At 63.6% G+C, this 23,046-nt stretch carries 19 protein-coding genes; 2 read left to right on the forward strand and 17 right to left on the reverse strand.

Annotation, left to right across the window (positions count from 1 at the left end; genetic code table 11):
• Positions 1-94: 94 nt before the first annotated feature.
• Positions 95-1,660: an amidohydrolase gene (locus LC531_RS12900; protein ID WP_223650799.1), complete on the forward strand. Its 1,566-nt coding sequence runs from the start codon at positions 95-97 to the stop codon at positions 1,658-1,660.
• A 128-nt stretch (positions 1,661-1,788) separates the two neighbouring features.
• On the opposite strand, the gene LC531_RS12905 is transcribed toward LC531_RS12900, so the two are convergent.
• The 12 genes from LC531_RS12905 to LC531_RS12960 form a co-directional block, all read right to left on the reverse strand.
• Entirely contained in the window at positions 1,789-2,307 is a 519-nt protein-coding gene (locus LC531_RS12905) for a DinB family protein (protein WP_223650801.1), read from the reverse strand.
• 49 nt (positions 2,308-2,356) lie between these two features.
• Positions 2,357-3,790 (reverse strand): MFS transporter, encoded by a 1,434-nt coding sequence (locus LC531_RS12910; RefSeq protein WP_223650803.1) that lies wholly within the window; start codon positions 3,788-3,790, stop codon positions 2,357-2,359.
• Between the two features lie 85 nt (positions 3,791-3,875).
• Positions 3,876-5,216 (reverse strand): DUF2254 domain-containing protein, encoded by a 1,341-nt coding sequence (locus LC531_RS12915; protein WP_223650805.1) that lies wholly within the window; start codon positions 5,214-5,216, stop codon positions 3,876-3,878.
• A gap of 12 nt (positions 5,217-5,228) precedes the next feature.
• Complete coding sequence (locus LC531_RS12920; protein WP_223650807.1) at positions 5,229-6,179, reverse strand: radical SAM protein; 951 nt, start codon at positions 6,177-6,179, stop codon at positions 5,229-5,231.
• Positions 6,180-6,294: 115 nt separating this feature from the next.
• On the reverse strand, positions 6,295-7,044 hold the full coding sequence (locus LC531_RS12925; protein WP_223650810.1) for an ABC transporter ATP-binding protein: 750 nt from the start codon (positions 7,042-7,044) through the stop codon (positions 6,295-6,297).
• Complete coding sequence (locus LC531_RS12930; protein ID WP_223650813.1) at positions 7,041-7,694, reverse strand: hypothetical protein; 654 nt, start codon at positions 7,692-7,694, stop codon at positions 7,041-7,043. The genes LC531_RS12925 and LC531_RS12930 overlap by 4 nt, the downstream gene beginning before the upstream one ends.
• Positions 7,687-8,307 (reverse strand): hypothetical protein, encoded by a 621-nt coding sequence (locus LC531_RS12935; protein WP_223650815.1) that lies wholly within the window; start codon positions 8,305-8,307, stop codon positions 7,687-7,689. Before LC531_RS12935 ends, LC531_RS12930 begins: the two co-directional genes overlap by 8 nt.
• 200 nt (positions 8,308-8,507) lie before the next feature.
• Positions 8,508-9,284: an ABC transporter permease gene (locus LC531_RS12940; protein WP_223650818.1), complete on the reverse strand. Its 777-nt coding sequence runs from the start codon at positions 9,282-9,284 to the stop codon at positions 8,508-8,510.
• Positions 9,274-10,128: an ABC transporter permease subunit gene (locus LC531_RS12945; protein WP_223650820.1), complete on the reverse strand. Its 855-nt coding sequence runs from the start codon at positions 10,126-10,128 to the stop codon at positions 9,274-9,276. Before LC531_RS12945 ends, LC531_RS12940 begins: the two co-directional genes overlap by 11 nt.
• Entirely contained in the window at positions 10,103-11,326 is a 1,224-nt protein-coding gene (locus tag LC531_RS12950; RefSeq protein ID WP_223650822.1) for an ABC transporter substrate-binding protein, read from the reverse strand. The genes LC531_RS12945 and LC531_RS12950 overlap by 26 nt, the downstream gene beginning before the upstream one ends.
• 178 nt (positions 11,327-11,504) lie before the next feature.
• On the reverse strand, positions 11,505-14,531 hold the full coding sequence (locus tag LC531_RS12955) for a TonB-dependent receptor (RefSeq protein ID WP_223650830.1): 3,027 nt from the start codon (positions 14,529-14,531) through the stop codon (positions 11,505-11,507).
• A gap of 112 nt (positions 14,532-14,643) precedes the next feature.
• Complete coding sequence (locus LC531_RS12960) at positions 14,644-15,345, reverse strand: TIGR04282 family arsenosugar biosynthesis glycosyltransferase (protein WP_223650832.1); 702 nt, start codon at positions 15,343-15,345, stop codon at positions 14,644-14,646.
• Positions 15,346-15,677: 332 nt separating this feature from the next.
• Here LC531_RS12960 and LC531_RS12965 point away from each other — a divergent pair, with 332 nt between their 5' ends.
• Positions 15,678-16,190 (forward strand): hypothetical protein, encoded by a 513-nt coding sequence (locus tag LC531_RS12965; protein WP_223650834.1) that lies wholly within the window; start codon positions 15,678-15,680, stop codon positions 16,188-16,190.
• A gap of 58 nt (positions 16,191-16,248) precedes the next feature.
• Here LC531_RS12965 and LC531_RS12970 read toward each other — a convergent pair whose 3' ends face one another.
• The 5 genes from LC531_RS12970 to LC531_RS12990 form a co-directional block, all read right to left on the reverse strand.
• Positions 16,249-16,854: a nucleotidyltransferase family protein gene (locus tag LC531_RS12970; RefSeq protein ID WP_223650836.1), complete on the reverse strand. Its 606-nt coding sequence runs from the start codon at positions 16,852-16,854 to the stop codon at positions 16,249-16,251.
• A 127-nt stretch (positions 16,855-16,981) separates the two neighbouring features.
• Positions 16,982-19,312, reverse strand: coding sequence for a xanthine dehydrogenase family protein molybdopterin-binding subunit (locus LC531_RS12975; protein ID WP_223650838.1), 2,331 nt, complete (start codon positions 19,310-19,312; stop codon positions 16,982-16,984).
• A 149-nt stretch (positions 19,313-19,461) separates the two neighbouring features.
• Positions 19,462-20,442, reverse strand: coding sequence for an FAD binding domain-containing protein (locus LC531_RS12980; RefSeq protein WP_223650841.1), 981 nt, complete (start codon positions 20,440-20,442; stop codon positions 19,462-19,464).
• A gap of 4 nt (positions 20,443-20,446) precedes the next feature.
• Positions 20,447-21,094: a (2Fe-2S)-binding protein gene (locus LC531_RS12985; RefSeq protein ID WP_223650842.1), complete on the reverse strand. Its 648-nt coding sequence runs from the start codon at positions 21,092-21,094 to the stop codon at positions 20,447-20,449.
• Positions 21,095-21,355: 261 nt separating this feature from the next.
• Complete coding sequence (locus LC531_RS12990) at positions 21,356-22,807, reverse strand: ankyrin repeat domain-containing protein (protein WP_223650844.1); 1,452 nt, start codon at positions 22,805-22,807, stop codon at positions 21,356-21,358.
• Between the last annotated feature and the right edge of the window lie 239 nt (positions 22,808-23,046).

Genomic DNA, 23,046 nt, shown 5'->3' on the forward strand with positions numbered 1-23,046 from the left:
GAATCTACTTTATAAACTTGGGAGTACTCTGGCTTTTGGACTGGCGCTTGGTTTTGGCGGTTGCCAGTCTCAGCGTGAGGCGGTTGACTTACTGGTGACCAACGCTACCGTTTATACCGTGGACTCAGTTTTTAGTAAGGCGCAGGCGTTTGCGGTGCGCGATGGGCACTTCGTGGCCGTGGGCAGCGCGGCCGACTTGCAGGGCCGCTACCAGGCGGCGCGAACGGTGGACGCGGGCGGGCAGTTTATCTACCCCGGCTTTTACGACGCGCACTGCCATTTCTACCGCTACTCGCTGGGGCTGCGCTCGGCCAACCTGGTAGGCGCGGCTTCCTGGGCCGAAACGGTGGCACGAGTAGCGCGGCAGCGGCAGCAGCGGCCCGGCGACGCCTGGCTCACCGGCCGCGGCTGGGACCAGAACGACTGGCCCGGCCAGCGCTTTCCTACCAAAGACACCCTGGACGCGCTATTTCCCGGCGTGCCGGTGCTGCTCATTCGGGTGGATGGGCACGCGGCGCTGGCCAACCAAAAGGCGCTGGACTTGGCAGGCATTACGGCCGCTACCCCTATCAGCGGCGGCGTAATTGGGCGCGATGCGCGGGGCCGCCTCACCGGCCTGCTCGTGGACAATGCCGTGCACCTCGTGGCCAGCCACGTGCCCGAGCCCGCCCCTGCCGAAGCCGACGCCCTGTTGCTGGCCGGCCAGCAAAACTGCCTGGCCGTGGGCCTCACCAGCCTCGCCGACGCTGGCCTTGATAAAGCCGATATTGACCGGCTGGCCGCCTTGCAAAAGGCCGATAAGCTGCACCTACGCCTCTACGCCATGCTGAACCCTACCCCCGAAAATAAGGCGTACTACCTGCCGCGGGGGCCGTATTTCAGCGACAACCTGACTATTTGCTCGTTCAAGGTTTACGCCGACGGGGCGCTCGGCTCGCGGGGCGCGTCGCTACTAGCTCCGTATACCGACCGGCCTCACGAAAAAGGCTTTTTGCTGCAAAAGCCTGCCTATTACCGCGCCATCGCGCAGGAGCTGGCGGCCACCAAATTTCAGATGAACACCCACGCCATCGGCGACTCGGCCAACCGGCTGCTACTGGACATCTACGGCGCGGCCCTGCGTGGCCAGCCCGACCGGCGCTGGCGTATCGAGCACGCCCAAATCGTGAGCCGGCAGGATATTCCCAAGTTTGGCCAGTACCACATCGTGCCCTCGGTGCAGCCCACCCACGCCACTTCCGATATGTACTGGGCCGGCGAGCGCCTCGGCGCGCAGCGCCTGCCCGATGCCTACGCCTATAAGGCGCTGCTAGCGCAATACGGCCAGGTGGCACTTGGCTCCGATTTTCCGGTCGAGGATATTAATCCGCTCTACGGCTTCCACGCCGCCGTGGCCCGGCAGGATGCCAAGAACTACCCCGCCGGCGGCTTCCAGTCCGAAAACGCCCTCACCCGCCAGCAGGCCCTGCGCGGCATGACCACCTGGGCCGCCCACGCCGCCTTCGAGGACCGCCGCAAAGGCCAGATAAAACCCGGAATGCTGGCCGATTTCGTCATGCTGAAAACCGACCTCATGACCGCGCCTAACGAGCAATTGCACGACCTAAAAGTGCAGCAGACTTGGATTGGCGGTCGGCAGGTGTTTAAGGCAAAACCTTAAAAAGAACGGTCATGCTGACGAAAGAAGCATCTCTGCTGAGTAACTAACCTTAATCATTAGAATTACTTACGTAGCAGAGATGCTTCCTTCGTCAGCATGACGTTCTTCGTATTCAGTCGATAACTGACCTAAAACTCGCCCATCTCATCGGCACTCGGGCCATACACGCCGGGCACCGGAATATCGAGCAGGCGCAGGTACACCGTGAGCTGGCCGCGGTGGTGGATGCTGTGGTTGAGGCCCATAATGCGCAGAGCCGCGCCTTTGGGGCGCTCCATCATCGTTTGCTCACCGCGGTGCAGGCGAAAATTATCGGTCAGCTCCTCGTCGCTGCTGGCGCGCAGGGCCGCGCGTAGTTCGGCGCTGAATTGGTCGAAGCGGGTTAGCAGTTCGGCGGTGGTGGTGGGGCTGGGCGGCGGCTTGGGCGCGTTGGGGTCGAGGAGGTCGCGGTGGTCGGTCTGCACGAATAGCTGCTTGAATTTCAGCAGGTTCACAATGTGCGAAGCCAACTGGCCGAGCTTCATGGACTTGGGATGCGGCTGGTAGTCAAACTTATCGTCGGGCACGCGCGCCAGCACCTGGCGCGTCACAACTAGTTCGCGGTCTAGCTCGTCGAGGATATTTTGTTGCAGGGAGGAAGTGTGCATACAAGAAGAATGGAGGGGTAGGGAATGCGTAGATTAAACTGACCGCACCCTACGTGGTTTGCGGCCGGCCCATATCGACTGAGGCCGAGGCGGGTGGGGGGGGTAGGAAATTACTACCGGCGGGGTCATCGCGCAGCTTTTTGCCCCGCAGGGTGAGCAGAAAGCCCAGCCCCAGGATGAAGAATACGATGAGCGAGAGAATGCTATTGCGCATCGAGCCCGTGAGCTGCCCAATGAGGCCAAACGAGAGCGTGCCAATGACGATGCCCAACTTTTCCACCACGTCGAAAAAGCTGAAAAACGCGGCCGAGTTGGGCGTATTCTCGGGAATAATCTTGGAATAAGTACTGCGCGAGAGGCTTTGTACCGCGCCCATCGTGAGGCCGATGACGCCCGCCAACGCGAAGAAGCTCCAGCCCGCCTGCACGTAGTAGCCCGCAATGCAGATAAGCATCCAGATGAACACGGCCCAGCTCAGCGCCCGCGTGTTACCGATGCGCTCGGAAAGCTTGGCAAACAGCCAGGCTCCGAGGATACCCACGATTTGGAGCAGTAGAATAGTGACGATGAGCGAGGTACTATCGAGCTTCAATACTTTGTCGCCGAAGATAGTAGCCACGTACATCACCGTTTGCACGCCCATATTGTAGGTGAAGTAGGCCAGCAGGAAGCGCTTGAGATTGGGCAGCTGCTTGAGCTGGTCCCAGACCTTACCCAGTTCGCGGAAGCCGTTGAGCAGCCAACCATCCTGGCTGGCGGGGGCATCGGCGGGGCGGCCGGTATCGGGGGGTAGGGTGAAAAACGGAATCTGGGCGAAGCCTACCCACCACACACCGGTCAGCAAAAAGCTGAGCCGCGTAGCCGCCCCGGTACTCATGCCGAACAGCGCCACGCCCGCGGGCCCACCCGCGATGTGCGGCCCCATAATAATGCCGAGGCAAATAACCAGCAGCAACACCGAGCCAATGTAGCCCATCGAGAAGCCCTTGGCCGAGAGCGAGTCGAACTTCTCTTCGGAACTGATTTCGGGCAGGTAGGAATTATAAAAAACGATGCTCCCGCTGAAGCCCACGGTGGCCGCGATGAAGATGAACGTGCTCAGCGTCAGCGTATCCTTGGTAAAATAAGCCAGCCCCGCGCAGCTCGCCGCTCCGAGGTAGCAGAAGATTTGCAGAAACAGCTTCTTGCGCCCCGAGTAGTCGGCCAGCGACGTCAGAAACGGGCTGACCAGCGCGATAATGAGAAACGAGGCCGAGATGGCATAGGTGAGCAGCGACGAGCCCGGCACCTTAAACCCCAGGAAATCAACCACGTCCGTGGGATTAATTTCTTTAGTGATGCTACCCCAGTAAATCGGAAAAATTGAGCTGGTGATGACGAGCGGGTACACCGAGTTGGCCCAGTCGTAGAACGTCCAGCCGTTGGTGATGTGCTTGTTGTCTTTCTCGACGGCCAGGGCGGGCGCGGGGGCGGTGGGAACCATAGGGAGCTGCCAGGTGAGTGAGCTGCCAAGATACTAGCTTTTCGGGCCCAGGGCCGCCGCGTAACGATAGGGTAATGCCTTACCCCTACCCCCTTTCCTGCTCCCAGGCCGGGCGCAGTTCCTCATACAACGTCCGCACTTCGGCGCGCTCATAGTCGGTGGGTAAGCTGCCCTGGGCGATGGCCATGACCAACTCCACTTGTTCGCGCAACGCTGCCTGGCGGTGGGGGGCCTGCACCTGGCTGGCGGCCAGCGCCAGGGCGCGCAGCAGACGGCGCAGCACGGCCGGGTTGCCGCGGGCATTTTCGCGCACCAAATCAAAGGCCAGGCACACGTAATCGGTGAAGGCGTAGGCCCGCACCAGCACCCGCAGGTGCTGGCCGTCGGAGCGGAGCGCGTCGGGGAAAGTGCGGTGGGCCAGGCGGCCCATCAGCTCGCCCAGGTAGTCAATGGCCATGATGGCGGTGGTGGTATCGTTCACGGCCGGCGAAAGGGCCTTGAGGGCGATGTCTACCAACTGCTGCAAGCCGAAGGCCACGTCCTGCTCGGGGTTGCGGTGGCGGCCCAGGCTCACGTAGCCCAGCAGGTCGGCGGGCCAGTCGGCGGTGGGGGTGGCGGCGCGCTCCATGCCGGCGCGCACGCTCATTAGCCGCTGCCCGGTGCCCACGAAGTCACCGATGTGCACGTCGAGGCGCAGCACCGTGCGGTGGCGGGTGGTCCAGGCCAGCAGGCCCTGGGCATCTATTTGCTGCAAGTAGCCGGGCGCTTCGGCATACACCGCAAACCAGCCCTCGGGCGCGGCGGCGAAAGCGGCGGCGGCGGGCCGCGCCGTGGCTTGCAACTCCTGCCCGAAGCGGTGCGGAAACAGCTCCCCAATCTGGTTTTCCGTCTCGGTCACAATCTGCCGCACCAGGGTGCCCGTTTGCAGGGACTCGGCCACGTGGTGCATGAAGAACAGCAGCGCCCCTACCCCCCCCAGCGCCAGCAGCAGCCCCGCCAGCACGGCCGTGGTGGGCACGAAATGCCCCGCCGGGCTATCCCGAATAGTGCCCTGCACCACCAGGCAGTAGGTAAATACGCTCACGAAGTAGCCCATCACGAACTGATTGACCAAATCGCGCATGAAATTGCGCAGCGCCCGCGGCGAGTACTGGTTGCTGACCTGCGCAATGGCCGCCAGCAGCAGCGAAAACGTGAGCGCCGCCACCGTCAGCATCGAGCCGGCGATGGCCGTGAGCATCCCGCCCGCCCCGGCCGCGTCGATGCCAAAGAGCAGGGGTAGGCGGCGGGTGCCGCTGGCGCTGCTCGCTTGGTCGAGCTGTATCAGCCCGAAAGCCAGCCCCAACGAAGCCAGCACCATCAAGAGGGGCACAAACCAGAGCGACTCACGCAATTGCTGCCAGATTTGCCGCAGGCGGAAAGGCATAAATGAGAAGGCTTACGCGTCCGCGACCGGCGCGGCCACGACCAACGGCAATACGGCCGCTTCGGGGTGGTGTTCAAAAAACTCGTCGCACCAGCGGCACACGTTCTGCAATTCCTCGCCCCGCGCCAGCGCGTGGGCCTCGGTCACGCCAATGGACTCGCCCATCTTCCAGGGGTCGCCCTGGTTGAGGCGCTGCATAATTTCGGATTGGGAGGCGCGCAGCAGCACGTCGGCCACTGGTTCGCGGCGGGCATCGCCGAGCGGAAACTTGGTGCCGGGGCAGCAGGGATTGATTTTCCAGAGCTGAATACTGATTTCCTGGGGCAAGTCGGTGCCGCCCAAAAAGCCCTTGGCCCCCGACAGGATGGCACAGAAATTATGGTTGGGGTCGCGCAGCCAGAGGTCCTTTTCGAGGGCGCGGCCGCGGGCCCAGTTGCCGCCCAGCCACATGTCGTCGCTGGCTCCCCAGTAGCCCCAGCTCAGGCGGTGGCCCTCTACTACTAGGTGGTCTTTTTCGATGAGCGGGTCGTGGTCGTCGCCGTTCACGCCCCGGCTCTCGAAGAGGTCAGCCAGCGTCATCAGGCGGCTGCCAGCGTGCTTGTGGTAGCGGTCGATGCTGGCGATGTCGAAGCGGGTCACGCCCTTTTCAATCAGCAGGTCCAGAATTTGGGGCGTGAGCAAATCGCCGTTGGTTTGCAGCATCACCTGGGTGCGGCCCTGATATTTTTCCTGCACGGCATCGAGGATGAGGTAGAGCTTGGCGCGGTCGGCCAGCGGCTCGCCACCCGAGAGGATGAGGCGGTCAATACTAGCGGGCAGGTTGCGCACGATACGCAGGCAGTCCTGGGCGCTGATGCGGGTGCCCTGCGGCCCGGAGCTATTGTAGCAGTGGTCGCACTTATCGTTGCAGAGCTGAGTAAAGACCCAGTACACGGACTCGCAGTGGTTGAAGTCGGTTTTCATTATTTTGTTTTTAACTACTAATCAGCCCGTCATGCTGACGAAGGAAGCATCTCTGCCGCTTCATCCGCGCTGTTCAACGAAGCGGTAGAGATGCTTCCTTGCGTCAGCATGACGCTCATTTTCGCTGCTGAAATGCCTGCTGCTGAACATTCTCCCAGAAAGACAGCTCGGCGGCAATAGTCGTGCGCGGGTCGCGGATAAAATCGGCCACCACGGCGAAGCTGGTTAGCTCGCCGCGGTCGAGGTAGGCGAAGCGGGTGCCCACGGTGAGGGCTTCGCGGCTGTCGTGGGTTACGAAAAGGGAGGTAATCTGGTGCTGCCGGCTCACGCGCAAAAAGAGCTGCTGCATGTCGGCGCGGGTCTGGGCGTCGAGGTTGCCAAAGGGCTCGTCCAGTAGTAGCAGGCGCGGCCGGATGATGAGCGCCCGGCCAAACGACACCCGCTGCCGCTGCCCGCCCGAGAGCTGGTGCGGGGCTTTTTGAGCGTGGGCGGCCAGGTCCAGCTCGGCCAGCAGCTCGGTCACCTGCCGGGTAATTTCAGCCGGCGCAACCCGCCGGATGCGCAGGCCAAAGGCCACGTTCTCGAACACGCTCAGGTGCGGAAACAGCAGCGGCTCCTGGTAGAGGTACACCATCTGGCGTTCGTTGGGGGGCACGGGCAGCAGGTTTTCGCCCCGCGAAAGCACCGTGCCGGCATCAGGCGCTTCGAGGCCGGCCAGGATTTTGAGCAGCGTAGTTTTGCCGCAGCCCGAGCGGCCCAGCACGGCCAGCACCTCCCCTTCGGCCAGCGTCAGCGACACATCGCGCAGCACCGGCTGCCCGCCAAACTGCTTGGAAAGGCCCACCACGCGCAGCAGCTCGCTCATACCAGCGCCCCCGCTCCGTAGGCCGCCGCCTCGATGGTCATGCGGCCGGCCGCCGGCCGCTCGCCGCTCAGCCACTCGGTGAGGCGGTCCACGTAGTAGTCGAGGTGGGTAATCTGCTGCACGCCGTGCTCCACGAGGGGGTCGAGGGTAGTGGCCAGCAGGGTGCCGCCATAGCAGTTAGTTTGCCAGGTAATGACGTCGCCCCCGTCGTTGGTCTGGATAATAGCGGCCCCGGCCGGCACCCGAGTGTACACGCCGTGGGTGTGCCAGCACGCCTGGCGCGGGGTCAGGCCCTGGTACACGGGGTGGTCGTAGTCAGTATCGGCCACGGGCGGGCGGGTAGGGTCCGTCACCCACCAGTAGTTGTTCACCGGCCGGTCTTCCCACTGCGCATCGAGCCAGGCTGCCGACGAGTCGCCCTCCACAAACACCTTTTTGCCGGCCGCCAGAAAGTCGTAGATAATCGCCTTCTTTTCGGTTAGCACCGCCTGGTTCGATTGGAAGGGAATGGCCAGCGCGTCGAGGTCGGCCACAGCTTCGGCCGAGAGGTCGTGCACGTAAAGTAGGCGGTAGAGGTCGCGGTATTTGGGGGCAGTGGCCACGGCATAGTGCGACCATACGCCGTTGAAAATCAGTCCTATCTTAGCCATGAGCGGGAACGGTGGGGGTAGCAAGCAGGTGCAGAAAGTTGCGGTACAAGGTAACCAGGGCGCTATCAGCGCGGCCGGCGTAAGTTACGTCGGCCAGCGGGCCGCTGGCGGTGAGCAGCAGCCGGCCGTTGGTGCTCACCTCGTCGAGCACCACCACGGGGCGCTGCCAGGTATCGGCCAGTAGCACGTCGGCCCCCGGCGCGGCCTCGAGGTAGCCGCAGGCCCACCAGCCGCTCATACCGTGCGAGAAGTTGAGCTGGTCCAGGTCGAGGTTGGCGAGCAGGTGGTGGCGGTCGGTGCCGGGCGCGTAGCGCACGTCCTGGGTGCGGCGCGAGTTGTCCATCACCCACTGGTTGCCGGGCACCCAGGCCGTAAAAAAGCCGTCGCAGCACACCAGCGCCCGGCCCGCATCCAGAAAAGCCCGCACCTTGTCCCTAATTTTGAGCATTGCCACGTGGTCGGAGCCGTTGGGCACCACCAGCAAGTCGTAGGGTAGTAAATCGGGGTCGAAATCCTGGGTGATGAGGCAGGTAGTGTACTGCACCAGCTCGTTCGAGACGTAGTATTTCTCCAGCCCCTGAAGGCCGTTGGAAATGAGGAGGGCTTGCAGCATGAGGGAGGGGTAAGGATAAGGGGAGAGAGTAAATACTAATAGAACGTCATGCAGACCGCAGGGAAGCATCTCGCTCGCATCGTCGGGATACTTATTTCAACGGCAGCAACGAGGCGGGCGAAATGCTTCCTTCGTCAGCATGACGTTCTTTTTGTTCGCTTTGCCTGACTGTTCCTAAGCTTATCTACGCGCAAAAGCCCTCACTCAGTCTTGCGCAGCAGGGCATTTTTATTAGCCCACAGCAATAGCGCCGGGGGTAGCAGCAGCAGCAGCGAAGCCACGGCGGCCAGCGGCGCGTTGGCTTCACCCACATACGTAAACACCTGCACCGTGAGGGTACGCACCTTGCCCACGCTCAATAAGTTAGTCAGCCCAAAATCAAACCAACTGAGCAAAAACGTCTGGAACAGCGCCGTGCGCAGCAGCGGCCCCGCCAGCGGCAGCAGCACCCGCCCCAGCGCCTGCTGGGGCGTGCAGCCCAGGGTGCGGGCCAGCTGCTCGTACTCGCGGGCCTGCGGCGTCCAGAAGCTGCGCAGCAGCAGCGTGGCAAAGGGCACAGCGATGAGCAACAGCCCCAGCAGCACCCCACCCACCGAGCCCGACAAATGCAGCCGGATAATAAACGGCTGAATGAGCACCGCCAGCAGCACCGGCGGCAGCGCGTAGGGTAGGTAGCTGAGGGCTTCCCAGCGCGCAGGCCGGGCGGCGCGGGACACGGCCCGCGCCAGCCAAAAGCCGCTGGCCGTAGCCACTACGGCCACCACGCTGGCCAGCAGCAGGCTACGCCCCAGGCCGGCCAATAGCTCACTGTCGGCCGCCAGCAGGTCGCGCAGCGCACCTAGCGAATAAGTGGGGGGTAGGGCGGCCGGAAAACGCCAGGCCGGGGCCACGGCCAGCAGCACCAGCAGCCCAAACGGCAACGCAAACAGCAGCACCAGCGCCGTGGCAAGCAGCTTAGAGCGTGAGCTAAAGCGCATGGCGGCGGGTGAGGCGGGTAAGCACCAGAATCAGCGCGAGCAGCCCCACGGCCACCAGGAAGCCCGCCAGGTAGGCCGCCGGCAGCTCGCGCAGGTCGAAGCGTTGGAGGCGGGTGGCAATGTACACGCTTAGCATCTGGGGGTAGGGCCGGCCCAGCAGCAGCGGAATATCGTAGGCCCCGAGCGTGGCAATGAAGCTGAGCAGCACCGTGGGCGCGGCCCGGCGCAGCAGCACCGGCAGGGCCACCCGCCACCGAAACTGGCCCAGGCTGGCTCCCAGCGTCTGGGCCAGCTGCGCATAGTCGGGCAGCCGGCTTTCCTGGTAAATGGCCTGAAAAAGCAGGGTCAGGAACGGGAACAGCAGCAGCACGTGGGCCAAAATAATGCCCGCGCCGGCCGCATCCTGCACCAGCTCCGGGAAGCCCTCTACCCCCCGCGTGAGTCTCAGCCCAAAGCTGAGGCGCGAAAGCCAGCCGGCCCGGCTCAGCAATTGAAACAAATAAAAGCCCAGCACCAGCGACGGCATGAGCAGCGGCACGTAGAGCAGCGTCGGAAACGGCCGCCGCCGCAGCGTGGCCTGCGCCCCCAGCACCAAGGCCAGCGCCAGGCCCACCGCCAGCGCCAGCGAAACGCCGGCTATCCACAGGCTGAACAGCGCGGCTTTCAGCAGGCCGGCATCGGTACCCAGCACCTGCCAGTGCCGGGCGGTGAAGCCGGTAGCCAGCGGCCCCACGATGCCCAGGCTACCCAGCAGCGCATAGCCCAGCCCGGCCAGCGGCAGGCCGGCCACCAGCAGGGCGTAGAGGCCCAGCAACAGCCTAGTGGGCAGGCGCTTCGATAACATAGGTGCGAAAATCCTTGAATAGCCGGGTCATGTACTCGGGGTCGGGTTCCATTACGGCCAAGCCCTCCAGGGCGGCGCGCCGAGGGGCGTAGCGGCGCGAGGGCAGCTGCTCAAACTGCCGGCGCTCGGCCGGGGGTAGGGCGGCCAGATTTAGCACCGTGTGGTCGCCCCACACATTGGGGTCCATTTTCTTTAGCTGGGCCGCCGGCGAAATCAGGAAGTTGATGGCCAGCATGGCCGCCTCGGGGTGCTGCGCCCCGCGCACAATGCCCAGGTAGTGCGAGTTGCGGATGGTGCCCGGCAGTGGCACGTAGGCGCGGGCCGTGGCCGGAAACACGCCCTGGTTCACCTTATTATCCACCTCGGCATCATTATTGGAAAACGTGAAGGCCACCTCGCCGTTGGCAAAAAGCTGGTGCAACGGGGCCAGCTGCTCGGGAAACGTCTGGCCCTGCTTCCAGAAGTAGGGCCGGCTGGCATTCACCTGCTTCCACAGCTCACCCGACCACTTTTTATATACTGCCTCATTAAACTTGCCCTGGAACAGCTTCGGGTCACCGGACAGCGCTATCATCCACGATTTGAGCAGGGTCATGCCCGTAAACTCGTTCGGGATGGTGAACTGGCCGGGGTGCGCCCGCACGTAGGCCGGCAGCTCGGCCCACGTGCGGGGCGGCCGCGCCACCCGCGCCGAATCGTAGATAAACGTGAACTGCACGTTGCCCCAGGGGCACTCCATGCCGGCAATCGGCTGCTGAAAATCGGTGTTGATAAACGGGTTTTGTAGGTCGAGCAAACGAGCGTTGGGCAACTTGCCCACGAAGGGGCCGAGCAGGGCATCCACCTGCCGCAGCTGGTAGAAGGTCTCACCGTTTATCCACACCATATCCACCTGGCTGGGCTGGCCGGCCTGCTGCTCGGCGGCCAGCGTCTGGGCCAGGCCCGCGCCCTGCCCGGCCGAGATTTGCAGGTCGATGCCGTAGCGCCGCTTCAGCTCAGGCTTCACGTAGGTGCTCATGTACTTGTTAATGAGCGGGTCGCCCATCCACATCAGCATACTCACCGGCTGGCTTTTGCCGCGGGCCTCGATTTGGGGCCAGGTCTGGGCCAGAGTTTGCTGCGGGGTGCGGGGCTGGTCGGCCTGGCAGCCGGCCAGTAGGGCAAGGGTAGGGAGGAAAAGAAGGAGGATTTTTTTCATGGAGAATGCGAAATCGAAGAACGTCATGCTCATCTAGCGTCCGCTTGTCGAAGCATCTCTACCGCTTCAGCCACGCCGTCCAATGATACGGTAGAGATGCTTCGACAAGCGGACGCTAGATGAGCATGACGTTCTTATTTACTCAGTAACCGCTTTACGTTTAAGCAACTACCTACCCTCACAGCGCGTAGCGCAGCCCGAACTGAAACTGGCGCGGCGCGCTGGCATTGCGCTGCATGATGCCCGAGCCGGCCGGCCCTACCTGAATCTGGTTGCTCTGAGTGGCGTTGTTGGAGTAGCCGCTCAGGTTTTGGGTATTAAGCACATTGAAGACGTCGGCGGTCAGCTCCACGCGGCTCGTGCCTTCGCCGAGGTGCAGCGTGTACTGCGCCGCCACGTCGAAGGTCTTGGACCAGGGTAGGCGGTCGGAATTGCGGCTTTCGCCAGGGTAGCGGTCGGCGTTGCCGAGGTAGGCGGTGCTGAACGAGCTGCCGTCGCCGTTCAGGTCGTTGGTGTAAACGTTGGTGGTGCCGGGCACCAGGTAGGCCCCGGTCACGCGGTTCACGGGCTGGCCGCTTTGCAGCAGCGCCGCCAGCGTAAAGCGCAGGGCCTTAGTGGGATAGTAGCTACCGATGGCGTTAATAACGTGGGTACGGTCGTTGATGGAGTTGGCAAACTCGGGGCCGTAGTTGTTGGCGTCGGCGGCCCGGAAGTTCACGTCCTCGGTGTCGTTTTTCAGGTTCGAGAGCGTGTAGACTAACCGGTAGCCATACTTATCGTCGCCGGCCGTTTTCTGTAAATTGAAGCTGGCGGCCACGTAGCGCGAGCGGCCCGCCGACTCGGTTTCGACCACGTTTTGGGCCACGCCCGCCACCCGCTGGCCCCCGATAATGGCGCTGCCATCGGCCTGAATGGGCACCGGCCGGGTAGCGTCGGCCTGCGCCGCGGTGCGCACCACCACGTTATTGGGGTCGGTCTGGGCGTATTCCGACACGGCGTTCACGTTGCGCAGCCGGAACAGGTCGGAGGAGCGGTTGTACATGGCATCCACGTAAAACAGCGTTTTCTCGCTCACCTGGTACTGATAGCCCAGCGTGCTTTGCAGCGAGTACGGGTTCTGGTAGCCGTTGGGGTTCAGGATGCGGCGCTCGGTGCTGGGCACCGTAGCGCGCTGGCCTTGCAGGCTGGCCGCCGAGGGGCCCTGGAGGTAGGGTACATTACCCGCTTTGCCCAGGCTGGCCGTCAGGTTGCCGTCGAAGGTGATGCGGTCCACGTCGGTGCCGGGGGGTAGGGCACCCACCCGCACCAGCTCGCGGAGCTGGGTTTTGTAGTCGGCCGAGGTCGTGTTCTGCTGCAGCGCGTCGCTGTACACGGTGTACAGAATCTTGTCGTAGAACACGCCGTAGCCGCCGCGCAGGCTGCTGCGCTCGGTGAGCCGGTAGTTGAAATTGGCCCGCGGGCCGATGTTGTTGCGGTCGCCGTGCGCGGCCCCGCCTTTCGAAAGGTTGTCGTAGTCGTAGCGCACGCCCAGCGTCACGTTCAGGCGGTCGGTCACGGCCACCAGGTCTTCCACGTAAATATTATACAGGTTCTGGGTCGTGCCGAAAGCGGCCGGGCGCAGCTCCACATTGTAACTATTTACCTGCACGCTCGCCGGAATATCGGTAATGCTCAGGCCCGGCCCCAGGTTGCGGGCGCGCAGCGCATCGAGCTGGCCCTGCGTCAGCTGCACGCCGTAGCTGCCGTTGGGGTTGCCGCCGCCGTAGAGCTGGTGCGCGGTGCTGATGAGGCCCAGGCCGCCCTTGAAGGTATTGCGGCCCTTCACGAGGGTGAATTTCTGTTGAGCCTGCCAGGTTTTCTGGTGCGAGTCGAACAGGTAGCCGGGGTTGCCCAGCACGGCTATGGGCTGGCCGTTGGGGTCGTTCACCGTCACGTCGGGGCTGCTGGGGTTGTCGGCGCGGGCGTAGTTCCAGCGAAACGTGGCGTATTGCAGGTCGGTTTCGGAGGTGAAGTTTCGGCCCACGTACACGTTCTGGCTGGCAATGTTCACCGAGTTGCGGTCCTGATAATTACCCGACGACGGAAACGCCACGCCGCCATCCAGCCCGCCGCCCTGGCGCTCGATGCTCACGTAGCCCACGTTGGCCCGCAGCGACGACCGGAACCGGTCCGTCCAGCGCTGGTCGAGCTTGCCCGAGAGATAAGTGAAGCGGTTGTGGCCGCGCACCGTAGCGGCCACGCCCAGCTCAGGCGATGTCAGGGCGTTGTCCTTGCGGTCGAAAGTCTGCTCGGCATCCAGGTAAAAAAACGTCTTGTCTTTCACCAGCGCCCCGCCCACGGCAAAGCCAAACTGCTGGCGCTGGAACCCGTTCTGCACCTGGTTGCCCGACAAGTCACGCTGCGGAAAAGCGGTTTTGCCATCGATGCCCGGGCCGGGCCGGGTGAGGTAAAACGCCTCGGCCGTGAGGTTGTTGGAGCCCGACTTGGTCGTCACGTTCACGATGCCGTTGGCCGAGTTGCCAAACTCCGTGGAGAAGTTGTTGGTGAGCACGCTCACATTCTGGGCAAAGCCCACCGGAATGGCGAAGCGCTGCCCGCCCAGGAAGTTCTCGTTGTTGTCGAGCCCATCAATCAGGTAGTTGGTATACAAGCCATTGGCCCCGTTGATGCTCACGTTGGGCGCTTCGGCAAAAAAGCCGGTGGCCTGCGTCACGTTGGGCAGGCGGTAGAGGGCGCGGGTAATGTCGCGCGCCTCAATCGGAATCTCGCGCAGCTCGCGGGCCGAAAGCTGCGAGGCCACCTCGGCGTTCTGGGTGTTGATGGTCGTGGCGTTGGGGGCGCGCACCACCACGCCGGCCAGCGCCTGGGTGCTGACCTGGGGTAGGACCAGCGTGACACTGGGGCTGGAGTTGGCGCGCAGCGTCAGGTTGGCCTCGCGCACGGCCTGGTACTGGTCGGTCACGGTGGTGCTCACGGCGTAGCTACCAGCCGTGCTCAGGCCCCGAAACCGCACCTTGCCCTGCGCATCGGTAGTCTGCTCGGTGCTAAAGCCGATGCCGGCATTGTCAAGGTGCACCGGCAGCCCCACCACGGCCTGGCGAGCCGCGTTCTGCACCGACACTACTAAGTCAACCTGCGCCCAAGCCTGGCGCAACGGCCCAAAAAACAGCAAAAGGCACCCTAAAAAAGTGGAAATATTCTTCATAAAAACGAGAAAAGTAAGCTGAAACCCGACGCGCGCCTATCCCCGGCCACGGGCGGCAAGCGCTCCGTGGACCTTGCCGCCCGTGGCCGGGGGTAGCACTTTCCGAAATGGTTTAACAGGCCGGCGGACCCCGGCGCGGGCAGGCGGCCGCGCCACCGCGCGGGTCGGCCAGCCGAACGGCCGGACGGCCGACGAGCCGGGGCCGGGCGGCGCGCAGCCGGCACAAGGCGCGGCGCAGGGGTAGGGCAACCAGCTGCCGCAGCACTCGCGCCAGCCCAGCCTCGTCGTCAATGTCGGCCAGGGCAGGTAGCTGATACACGGTAGCCCCGGCCTGGCGCAGCTGCTGACGCAGCGCCGCACCCAGCCGCCGGGTTTGCCAGGGTAGGGCCAGCCAGTCGGCTTGCTCAAAAAAGGCGCGCGAGATGCCCAGCAGGTACACGCCGCCGTCGGTAGCCGGCCCCAGCACCGCGCCACCGGCCCGCACTGCTGTCACGGCCCGCCGCAGCGTGGCCCCGGCCAGCTGCGGGCAGTCATTGCCAATAATGAGTAGGCTCTCGTAGCCCAGCGCAAACGTCTGGCGCACGGCCCCGTGCAGCCGCTGGCCAAATGTGGTCCCGGCCTGGCCCGCCGAATTCACGCACACTACCTCGATACCCGCCTCGTGGGCCGTGGCCGTGGCGTGCGCGATGAGGCGGGCGGCCACCGCCGCGTTCGCTGCTCGTGAGCCGTGGCTCACGAACCGCTTGCGGACCCCTTCCTCCCGCGCCGAGCGGGTGAAAAGCAGGATGGCAACGCGGGCGGGGGTAGCAGGCACGGCAGGAAAAGGAGAAAATAATAGGAAGCGGCGGGGACGAGGGCCAGTCTTAGTGCGACTTCGAGGTTAGTGCACCAAAATTGACAGCTGCCATAGCGGTTGACCCCGGTGGCCCGGTAACCCTACGAGAAAAAAATACTTCCTGGTTGGCAGCCCGCACAATAAAATCTCAACATACTACCTGGCTGGCCCCGGCAATACCCCCGCAAGTTACCGCAAGCCTCCGCCAGGGCTACTACCACGGGCGTGGGCCGCTCAAGCTGGGGCAACTTCCACCCGGTCCCGGTGCGCCCGGCTGTCAGGCGCGTAAATGGGCTTATTTTTGACCCTTAATGAGCATCTTTAACAAACTGATTTTCGGGGGCCTGCTGGGCTTGCCGCTACTGGCCGCGCCGGCCCAGGCCCAGAAAGCGCCCAAGGAGCCCCCTACCCTGCTCGGCTACTGGCAAACCCGCCAAATCGGCTTTAGCGTCACAGCAGCCACGCCCGACTCGGTGCGCAACAAGCTCGACGACCCCGACATCGCCGACCTCAACCGGGCCATGTTTACGGGCGAAGCGCAGCTGCTGGTCGAATTTCGGGCCGATAGCAGCTACCAATTCACCATTACCCGCGCCGGCAAGCGGCTACGCACCGAAACTGGCACCTACTCCTTGGCCCACGGACACCTGCAAGCCAGCAGTCCCGCCAGCCCCGACGGTTCCTCTTTCCACGACCAGCAGGTACAGAAACTTACCCGCCGCGGGCTGGTACTAGTGTTCCCGGCCGGCCCCGAACTGCCCGGCGCCAGCGAAGAGGTAGAGTACCACCGGGTAGGCCCCTATCCCCCTACCGCCGAAAAATAATAGGACCACCGAAGTTCGGCGCACCTGTTGCATGTAGCTAAAAGCCGAAGCCGCGCCCCTACCCCCCCAGCGCGGCGTATTGCGCCTCGGTGTCCACGTCAGTAGCACCGCCGGGGAAGTCTACGGTGGGCAAATGCGCATACTGCTGCAACAATTCACGTGCGCCGCTGGCCCCGCGCAGCGCCAGCAGCTGCGGAAATACTTCGCGGCCGAAGAGTGCGGGCACACCCTGCGTGCCCGCGTAAGTAGAGGCTACCACCGGCTGCCCGGTGGCCTGAAACTGCACGATGAGCCGGCCCAGCACGTCTTCCGTCAGTAGAGGCTGGTCGCAGAGGATGACGATAACCGCGTCTACGCGGGCGGCTTCGGCGGCGGTTTCCAGCTCGGCGAGGCCGGCGGCGATGCTGCCGCCCATGCCATCGGCCCAGGCATCGTTACGGACCACGTGGAAGGGCAGGCCCTCGATTTCGGGCAGCAGCTCATCGTGCAGCGCGCCGGTTACGAGCACCAGCGGGCGGCAGGGCGAGGCCACAGCCACCTCGGCGGCGTGGCGCAGGAGCGTCTGGCCCTGGTAGGGCAGCAGTTGCTTGGGCCGTGCTAGGCGTGAGGATGAGCCGGCGGCCAGTAGTAAAAGGCCCACCTGGGCAATGGGGTCGTGGTGCATAATTGGTGATTGAGCGGATTAAAAGAACGTCATGCTGATGAAGGAAGCATCTCGCCCGCGTAACTATCCTCAAACGTTAGGATTACTTACGCGGGCGAGATGCTTCCTTCATCAGCATGACGTTCTTTTAGCTTACCACCTCTCCCGTCAGCACCTTATCGGGCGTGAGGGGCAGCTCGCGCAGGCGCTTGCCGGTGGCGTTGAAGACGGCGTTGGCCACAGCGGCGGCCACGCCCACAATGCCCACTTCGCCGATACCTTTCACGCCCATCGCGTTGATGTAAGGGTCATGCTCGTCCACGAATTCTACAGTCATGTCGGGGATGTCGGCATTGACGGGGATGTGGTAGCTGGCCAGGTCGGCGTTGGTGTAACGGGCCAGGTGCGGGTCGCGGCGGGTGTCTTCCATCAGCACTGAGCCGATGCCGAAGATGGCCCCGCCCAGAATTTGCGAGCGGGCGGTTTGGGCATTCAGAATGCGGCCCGCCCCGATAACGCTCACCCACTTGCTCACGCGCACCGTGCCCAGGTCGGCATCGACCCGCACTTCGCAGAAGTGTGCCCCGAACGAGTGCATGGAGTGCTCGGCTTCGGGCTGCTTGCTACCCTGGTTGCCGGTGTCGGCGGGACTGCCCGAGCGGCCGGTTTCGTAGCCCGCGCCGTACTTGCCCTCGGCCATCCCCTCAATGTCACTCATCTCAGCGCGGTGCATGAGGTCGGCGTAGCTTTCACCTTTGTTAGGGTGTTTTTTAAGAAATAAGCGGCCTTTCTCTACCCCTACCTCATCAGGCTGGGCGCGGTGCAGAGGCGATTTTTTATCGGCCACGGCAATCTTGATTAGCTTCTGCCACACGTCGTTACACGCCAGAAAGACGCTCGACGACACCGTGCCCGCCGCCGTGGAGCCGCCCGAGCCGGTAGTGGACGGGAATTGCGTATCACCCAGCTCGAAGCGCACTTTTTCGAGGGGTAGGCCCAGCGAGTCGGCGGCTACCTGCGTCATCACGGTGTAGGTGCCGGTGCCGAGGTCGGTGGCGCCGGCCTGCACCACGGCGTGGCCATCGGCGTAGAGGCGGGCGCGGGCCGTGCCTTTGGTGCTGTGCACGGGGTAACTGGCCGTGGCCATGCCAATGCCCACTAGGTAGCGCCCGTCGCGGGTTTGGCCGGGGGTAGGGTTGCGCTTGCTCCAACCAATCAGCTCGGCCCCGCGGGCGTAGCACTGCTTCAGGCTCTTGCTGCTCCAGGGCTGGCCGGTGCTGTAGTCGTGGTCGGCGTAGTTGCGCAGCCGGATTTCAATCGGGTCTACCCCCACTTTATGGGCCAGGTCATCCATCGACGACTCAATGGCAAATGAGCCGGGCGCTTCGCCCGGTGCGCGCATAAAGGTGGCCGTCATCACGTTGGCCCGCGCCAGCTCGTACTGCGCCTCAAAAGCGGGCGTGGCGTAAAGCATATCCACGATTTTCGAGTTCGACTCGGCGTAGTCGTCCCAGGGCGAGGTGGTAGATTTTTTGGTGTGCAGCAGGGCGGTCAACTTGCCGTCGGCAGTCGCGCCCAGGCGCACGGTTTGCTGCTGGTCTTCGCGCTGGCCCATGCTCGTAAACATCTGGGGCCGGGTCAGCATCAGCTTCACTGGGCGGCCCACGGCCTTGGCGGCCTGCACCGTGAGGATAGTGTGCGGCCAGGTCGAGCCCTTGCAGCCGAAGCCGCCGCCGATAAACTTGGTTATGACGCGTACTTGCTCCTGGGGCAAACCGGTCATGGCAGCCAGCGTTTTCTGAGTGCGCGTAATGCCCTGCGACGACTCGTACACCGTGAGGCGGTCGGGCGCGTCCCACACGGCGGTAGTCGAGCCGGGCTCCATCGGGTTGTGGTTGTGCACCGGATGGTGGTAGGTGGCAGTCAGCTGGATAGCCGATTTATCAAAGGCCGCCTGCGCCCCGCCGCGCTGGGTGTGGCCGTCGGTTTTGCCGTCCTGCACCTTCTGCGGGTCAAACAGCTGCGCCCGCGGGTCGGTGAAATACGCGATGGGCTCGCCCTTTTGGTACGTCACTTTCACCAGGGTAGCGGCGTGGGTGGCGTGCTCCAGGGTGTCGGCCACGACCATTGCCACAGGCTGGGCAGCGTAGAAAATCTCGTCGCCGGTGAGGGGCATGAAGCCCATCGGCGCGCTGGTTTTCTTCTTGCCCTCGGGCGTGTCGGGGGTCACGGCCAGCTTGGGCAGGTTCTGGTGCGTGAGCACCGCAATAACCCCCGGCTCGCGGGCGGCAGCGGCGGTTTCAATGCTCAGTATCTTACCCTTGGCAATGGGGCTGGTGGCCAGCACGCCGTAGGTGAGGCCGGGCAGCGGAAACTCCGCCGAGTATTTGGCCTTGCCGGTCACCTTGTCGCGCCCATCCACGCGGACAATCGGCTTGCCCACCACGCCACCAGGCTGCTCAGAAAATTGGGGGTCCATAGTTTCAATTATCAGTTATCAATCATCAGTTAGCATTCGGTAGCCAGCCAGTTGGCTTCAAGTATCAATCACTGGTCAGCAATTACCAATTACCCTACCCCTACCGGGCAAGCGAATGATAACTGATAATTGATGACTAATAATTGAAATCAAGCTATTTCCAGAAAGGCCCGCGTAAGGGTGCTCTGGGCCAATTCGATTTTAAATTTATTGTGCTCGCGGGGCGCGGCCTCGCGCACAGCCAGGGCGGCAGCGGCGCGGAAATTATCTTCCGAAACGGGCTTGCCCACGAGGTATTTTTCCACGGCGGGCACGCGCCAGGGCACGGTGCCTACCCCCCCCAGTGCGGCGCGGGCCGACTTGATGACACCATTCTGCACGTCCAGGCCCACAGCGGCCGACACCAGCGCGTAGGCATACGAAGCGCGGTCGCGCACCTTGAGGTAGTGCGAGCGGCGGGCGTGCGCGGCGGCCGGCACTGTGATGGCGATTATCAATTCGCCGGGAGCCAGGTGATTTTCGAGCTGCGGCGTTGCGCCGGGCAGCTTATAAAAATCGAGTAGCGGCACCACGCGGGTCGTGCCTTTGGGGCTTTCCAGGGTCAATTTGGCATCGAGCGCCACCAGGGCCACGGCCAGGTCGGAGGCATGGGTAGCGATGCAGTTGGGGCTGCCGCCCAGGATGGCCAGCGTGCGGTTGTCGCCGGTTTGGGCCGGGCAGCCCGAGCCGGGCACTCGCTTATTGCACGGAAAGGCCACGTCGCGGTAGTAGCCGCAACGGGTCTTTTGCAGCAGGTTGCCGCCCATGCTGGCCATGTTGCGTAGTTGCGGCGAAGCCGAAGCCAGCAGCGATTCCGAAATAACGGGGTAGCCCTGCACTACCAGCGGGTGCTCGCCCACGGCGCTCATGCGCTCGAGCGCGCCGATGCGGAGGCCAGTGGCCGCGTCGTCGGCAATGCCCAGCAGCGCCAGCTTGTTGATATCAATCAGCAAGGAATGCTGCTCGATATCGGACTTCATAATATCAATCAGCGTGGTGCCACCGCCGATAAACGCGGCCTGCTTATCGGCCGCTTTGGCGGTGGTAGCTTCCTTCGTAGAAGCCACCTGGATATAGCTAAAATTATTCATCGGACTAGCCTTTTGCTTGTTGGCCGGCCACTTCGCGCACGGCGGCCAGAATATTAGGGTAGGCCCCGCAGCGGCAGAGGTTGCCGCTCATCCACTCGCGGGTTTGGGCATCGGTGGTAGCGTGGCCTTCTTTCACGCAGGCCACGCCGCTCATAATCTGGCCGGGCGTGCAGTAGCCGCACTGGAAGCCGTCGTGCTTGAGAAATGCCTCCTGCATGGGGTGCAGGTCGTCGCCTTTGGCCAGGCCCTCGATGGTGGTGATGGGCTTGCCCTGGGCCATGATGGCCAGGGTGAGGCAGCTGTTCACGCGCTGGCCATCCACGAGCACCGTGCAGGCCCCGCATTGGCCGTGGTCGCAGCCTTTCTTGGAGCCGGTCAGGTCCAGGTACTCGCGCAGGGTGTCGAGCAGGGTGGTGCGGGGCTCCAGGCGCAGGTTTTTGGTCTGGCCATTGATGGTGAGGCTCACGTTAGTCGGCCCCGACAGAATGGGGCTGGCCGGGGCCATTTTATCAGCGATGGCTTCGGCCTGGCCCGCCAGGGGCGGAGCCAGGGCCACGCCGAGCAGGCCGCCGGTTTGCTTGAGAAAAGTCCGGCGCGAAGGGCCGGCGGCGGCCGAGTTAGCCGCGTCGGAAGATTGGTCGGGGGGTAGCATGGGCCAGGAAATAGGAGATAACGCTTATCTGATACGTTAAAAGTAAGAAGACTTTCGCGCTTTTTCAACCTGACAAGCCGCCTTTAGTTTACCGGCTTTTGCCCAATGCTCAGCCGCAGTTACCTGCTAACTTACTAATTGCCTGGGCCTACTACGAGCGTATCAAAGAAGTGCGGGGCAATTCTGTCCTCAGTTGTTTCAAGAACGAATAAAGCAGAAAGCTGCTCCGCTCAGCATAAACCCACCCTCACTTTTGAGGCTCTACCACTTGCCCGCCGCGCCCCCGCCCCCCGACACACCCCCGCCCCCGGCTATCCCCTCCAAATCGGGCTGGTCGTCGTCATCACTGGAAGAGGAGGAAGTTGAGCTACCGGAGGACACCGTTAGCCACGCCCAGGCCACCGGCCGGTGGTCACCCCGCAAGAAGCGGTAGGCGCGGTGCAAAAAGTAAAGCAAAGCGCTCAACACCACCGATAAGAGGATATTAATCAGTACGCCTACTACGTGGGTGCCAAACCAGCCGTAGGGGTACTCCTCGTGGTGGTCGCGCGCCTGCTGTTCCACCGCGGGGGCCTGCCAGCGCGCGTACTCCTGGTGGTTGAACGTTACCGTGTCCCCGGCGGCCCGGACGGGGCGGGGGGCCGCCCGCAGCGGGGGTAGGGCCGGCAAAAGCCCGGTGGGCGGGGCGGGGTGGGCGGCCCGCAGCAGCGGCGCGCACGCGGGGTGCTGGGCCACGGCCAGGTCGAGCGCCGTTTCGCCGGTTTTCAGGCGTAGCGTGCGGTCGGGGTGGCCGGCTAGCAGCACCGGCAGCAGGTCGCACTGGCCGTTGGTGGCGGCCAGCATCAGGGGCGTATACGAGTTGTCGCGCACGTTGAGCTGAGCCCCGGCGGCCACCAGGGCGGCCACTATCTGGCGGCGGGCCTCGGCGCGGCGGGGGCTAATGGGGCTAGAATCCTCGCTGGGAGCCGGATAAACCGCATCGAAGATGGGCAGGTTGTCCGCCGCCAGCGACGGATTGGCCCCGGCGGCCAGCAGCAGGCGCACGTCGGCCACGTCGAAATTATCAATGGCAATAAGCAGCGGCGTGTATTGGCCGGGTGCGTGCGCATCGGCAGTGGCCCCCGCCGCCAAGAGCGTGCGCACGGTGTCGGGGCGGTGGGCTTCGACCAGGCTCGACAGCATGGTGCTGCCGTTGCCCAGGTCCTCATTCAGCTCCACCGCCCCGGCCCGCACGTAGCTCAGATACAGGCCGGGCGACATCGCCAGCGAGTCGTTACCCAGGTGGCGGCGCAGGTCTTCGCATTGCTGCTGGATGGCTTCCTGCTGCACCTTCGGCCGGATGTAGAGGAGCGGCATCCAGACGAAATAACCCCCCAATACCACGAATAGCACGCCTTGTGGAATCGAATAGCGAGGGGGAGTGGCCGGTTTGGTTACCGGGAGGCCAGCCGCCTGTTGGCGGCGTCGGGAAGTTGGGGCCGGGGCCGCCGCCGCGGGCGGCTGATGCCCCCAGAGCACAATGTAGAAATGCATGAGCCCGCTCAACACGGCGACCATACCCGCCGCGCCCGCTACCCACAAAGCAATACCTTCCCCCGAGTCCAGGTGCGGCTGCATAATCTGGTCGGGGGGCAGCACCACTTGAGCCGCCACGACCGCGGCGTGAGCGACCAACGCAACAGTAGCCGCCAGGCAAAGGAGAACTTTACGCATGGAGAAGCCTCCTGGGAATGGGTTCGGCAGTGGGGACAGCCGCGAACTGCGGCCAGTACGCAAGGTAGCAGTAGAGCAGAAGTCGAACTGCCTGCCAGGTTTAAACGAGCATTTATTTACTATTGGAGAGCATCGAAAAGTATGGGACAGTTCTTCCTTTAGTCAGTCTGGCAAAAAAAGAGCATCTAGCGTCATACTGGGCACCTGCATCGCCCCGCACTTTTCGAGGCTCTCATCTA

Source organism: Hymenobacter psoromatis (assembly GCF_020012125.1).
In the GTDB taxonomy this organism is placed as follows: domain Bacteria; phylum Bacteroidota; class Bacteroidia; order Cytophagales; family Hymenobacteraceae; genus Hymenobacter; species Hymenobacter psoromatis.

What these genes read in the sequence shown, in the direction of transcription:
- LC531_RS12905 (WP_223650801.1), bottom strand. Translation starts at nt 2,307, where the DNA reads ATGCACACTTCCTCCCTGCAACAAAATATCCTCGACGAGCTAGACCGC.
- LC531_RS12910 (WP_223650803.1), bottom strand. Translation starts at nt 3,790, where the DNA reads ATGGTTCCCACCGCCCCCGCGCCCGCCCTGGCCGTCGAGAAAGACAAC.
- LC531_RS12915 (WP_223650805.1), bottom strand. Translation starts at nt 5,216, where the DNA reads ATGCCTTTCCGCCTGCGGCAAATCTGGCAGCAATTGCGTGAGTCGCTC.
- LC531_RS12920 (WP_223650807.1), bottom strand. Translation starts at nt 6,179, where the DNA reads ATGAAAACCGACTTCAACCACTGCGAGTCCGTGTACTGGGTCTTTACT.
- LC531_RS12925 (WP_223650810.1), bottom strand. Translation starts at nt 7,044, where the DNA reads ATGAGCGAGCTGCTGCGCGTGGTGGGCCTTTCCAAGCAGTTTGGCGGG.
- LC531_RS12930 (WP_223650813.1), bottom strand. Translation starts at nt 7,694, where the DNA reads ATGGCTAAGATAGGACTGATTTTCAACGGCGTATGGTCGCACTATGCC.
- LC531_RS12935 (WP_223650815.1), bottom strand. Translation starts at nt 8,307, where the DNA reads ATGCTGCAAGCCCTCCTCATTTCCAACGGCCTTCAGGGGCTGGAGAAA.
- LC531_RS12940 (WP_223650818.1), bottom strand. Translation starts at nt 9,284, where the DNA reads ATGCGCTTTAGCTCACGCTCTAAGCTGCTTGCCACGGCGCTGGTGCTG.
- LC531_RS12945 (WP_223650820.1), bottom strand. Translation starts at nt 10,128, where the DNA reads ATGTTATCGAAGCGCCTGCCCACTAGGCTGTTGCTGGGCCTCTACGCC.
- LC531_RS12950 (WP_223650822.1), bottom strand. Translation starts at nt 11,326, where the DNA reads ATGAAAAAAATCCTCCTTCTTTTCCTCCCTACCCTTGCCCTACTGGCC.
- LC531_RS12955 (WP_223650830.1), bottom strand. Translation starts at nt 14,531, where the DNA reads ATGAAGAATATTTCCACTTTTTTAGGGTGCCTTTTGCTGTTTTTTGGG.
- LC531_RS12965 (WP_223650834.1), top strand. Translation starts at nt 15,678, where the DNA reads ATGAGCATCTTTAACAAACTGATTTTCGGGGGCCTGCTGGGCTTGCCG.
- LC531_RS12970 (WP_223650836.1), bottom strand. Translation starts at nt 16,854, where the DNA reads ATGCACCACGACCCCATTGCCCAGGTGGGCCTTTTACTACTGGCCGCC.
- LC531_RS12975 (WP_223650838.1), bottom strand. Translation starts at nt 19,312, where the DNA reads ATGGACCCCCAATTTTCTGAGCAGCCTGGTGGCGTGGTGGGCAAGCCG.
- LC531_RS12980 (WP_223650841.1), bottom strand. Translation starts at nt 20,442, where the DNA reads ATGAATAATTTTAGCTATATCCAGGTGGCTTCTACGAAGGAAGCTACC.
- LC531_RS12985 (WP_223650842.1), bottom strand. Translation starts at nt 21,094, where the DNA reads ATGCTACCCCCCGACCAATCTTCCGACGCGGCTAACTCGGCCGCCGCC.
- LC531_RS12990 (WP_223650844.1), bottom strand. Translation starts at nt 22,807, where the DNA reads ATGCGTAAAGTTCTCCTTTGCCTGGCGGCTACTGTTGCGTTGGTCGCT.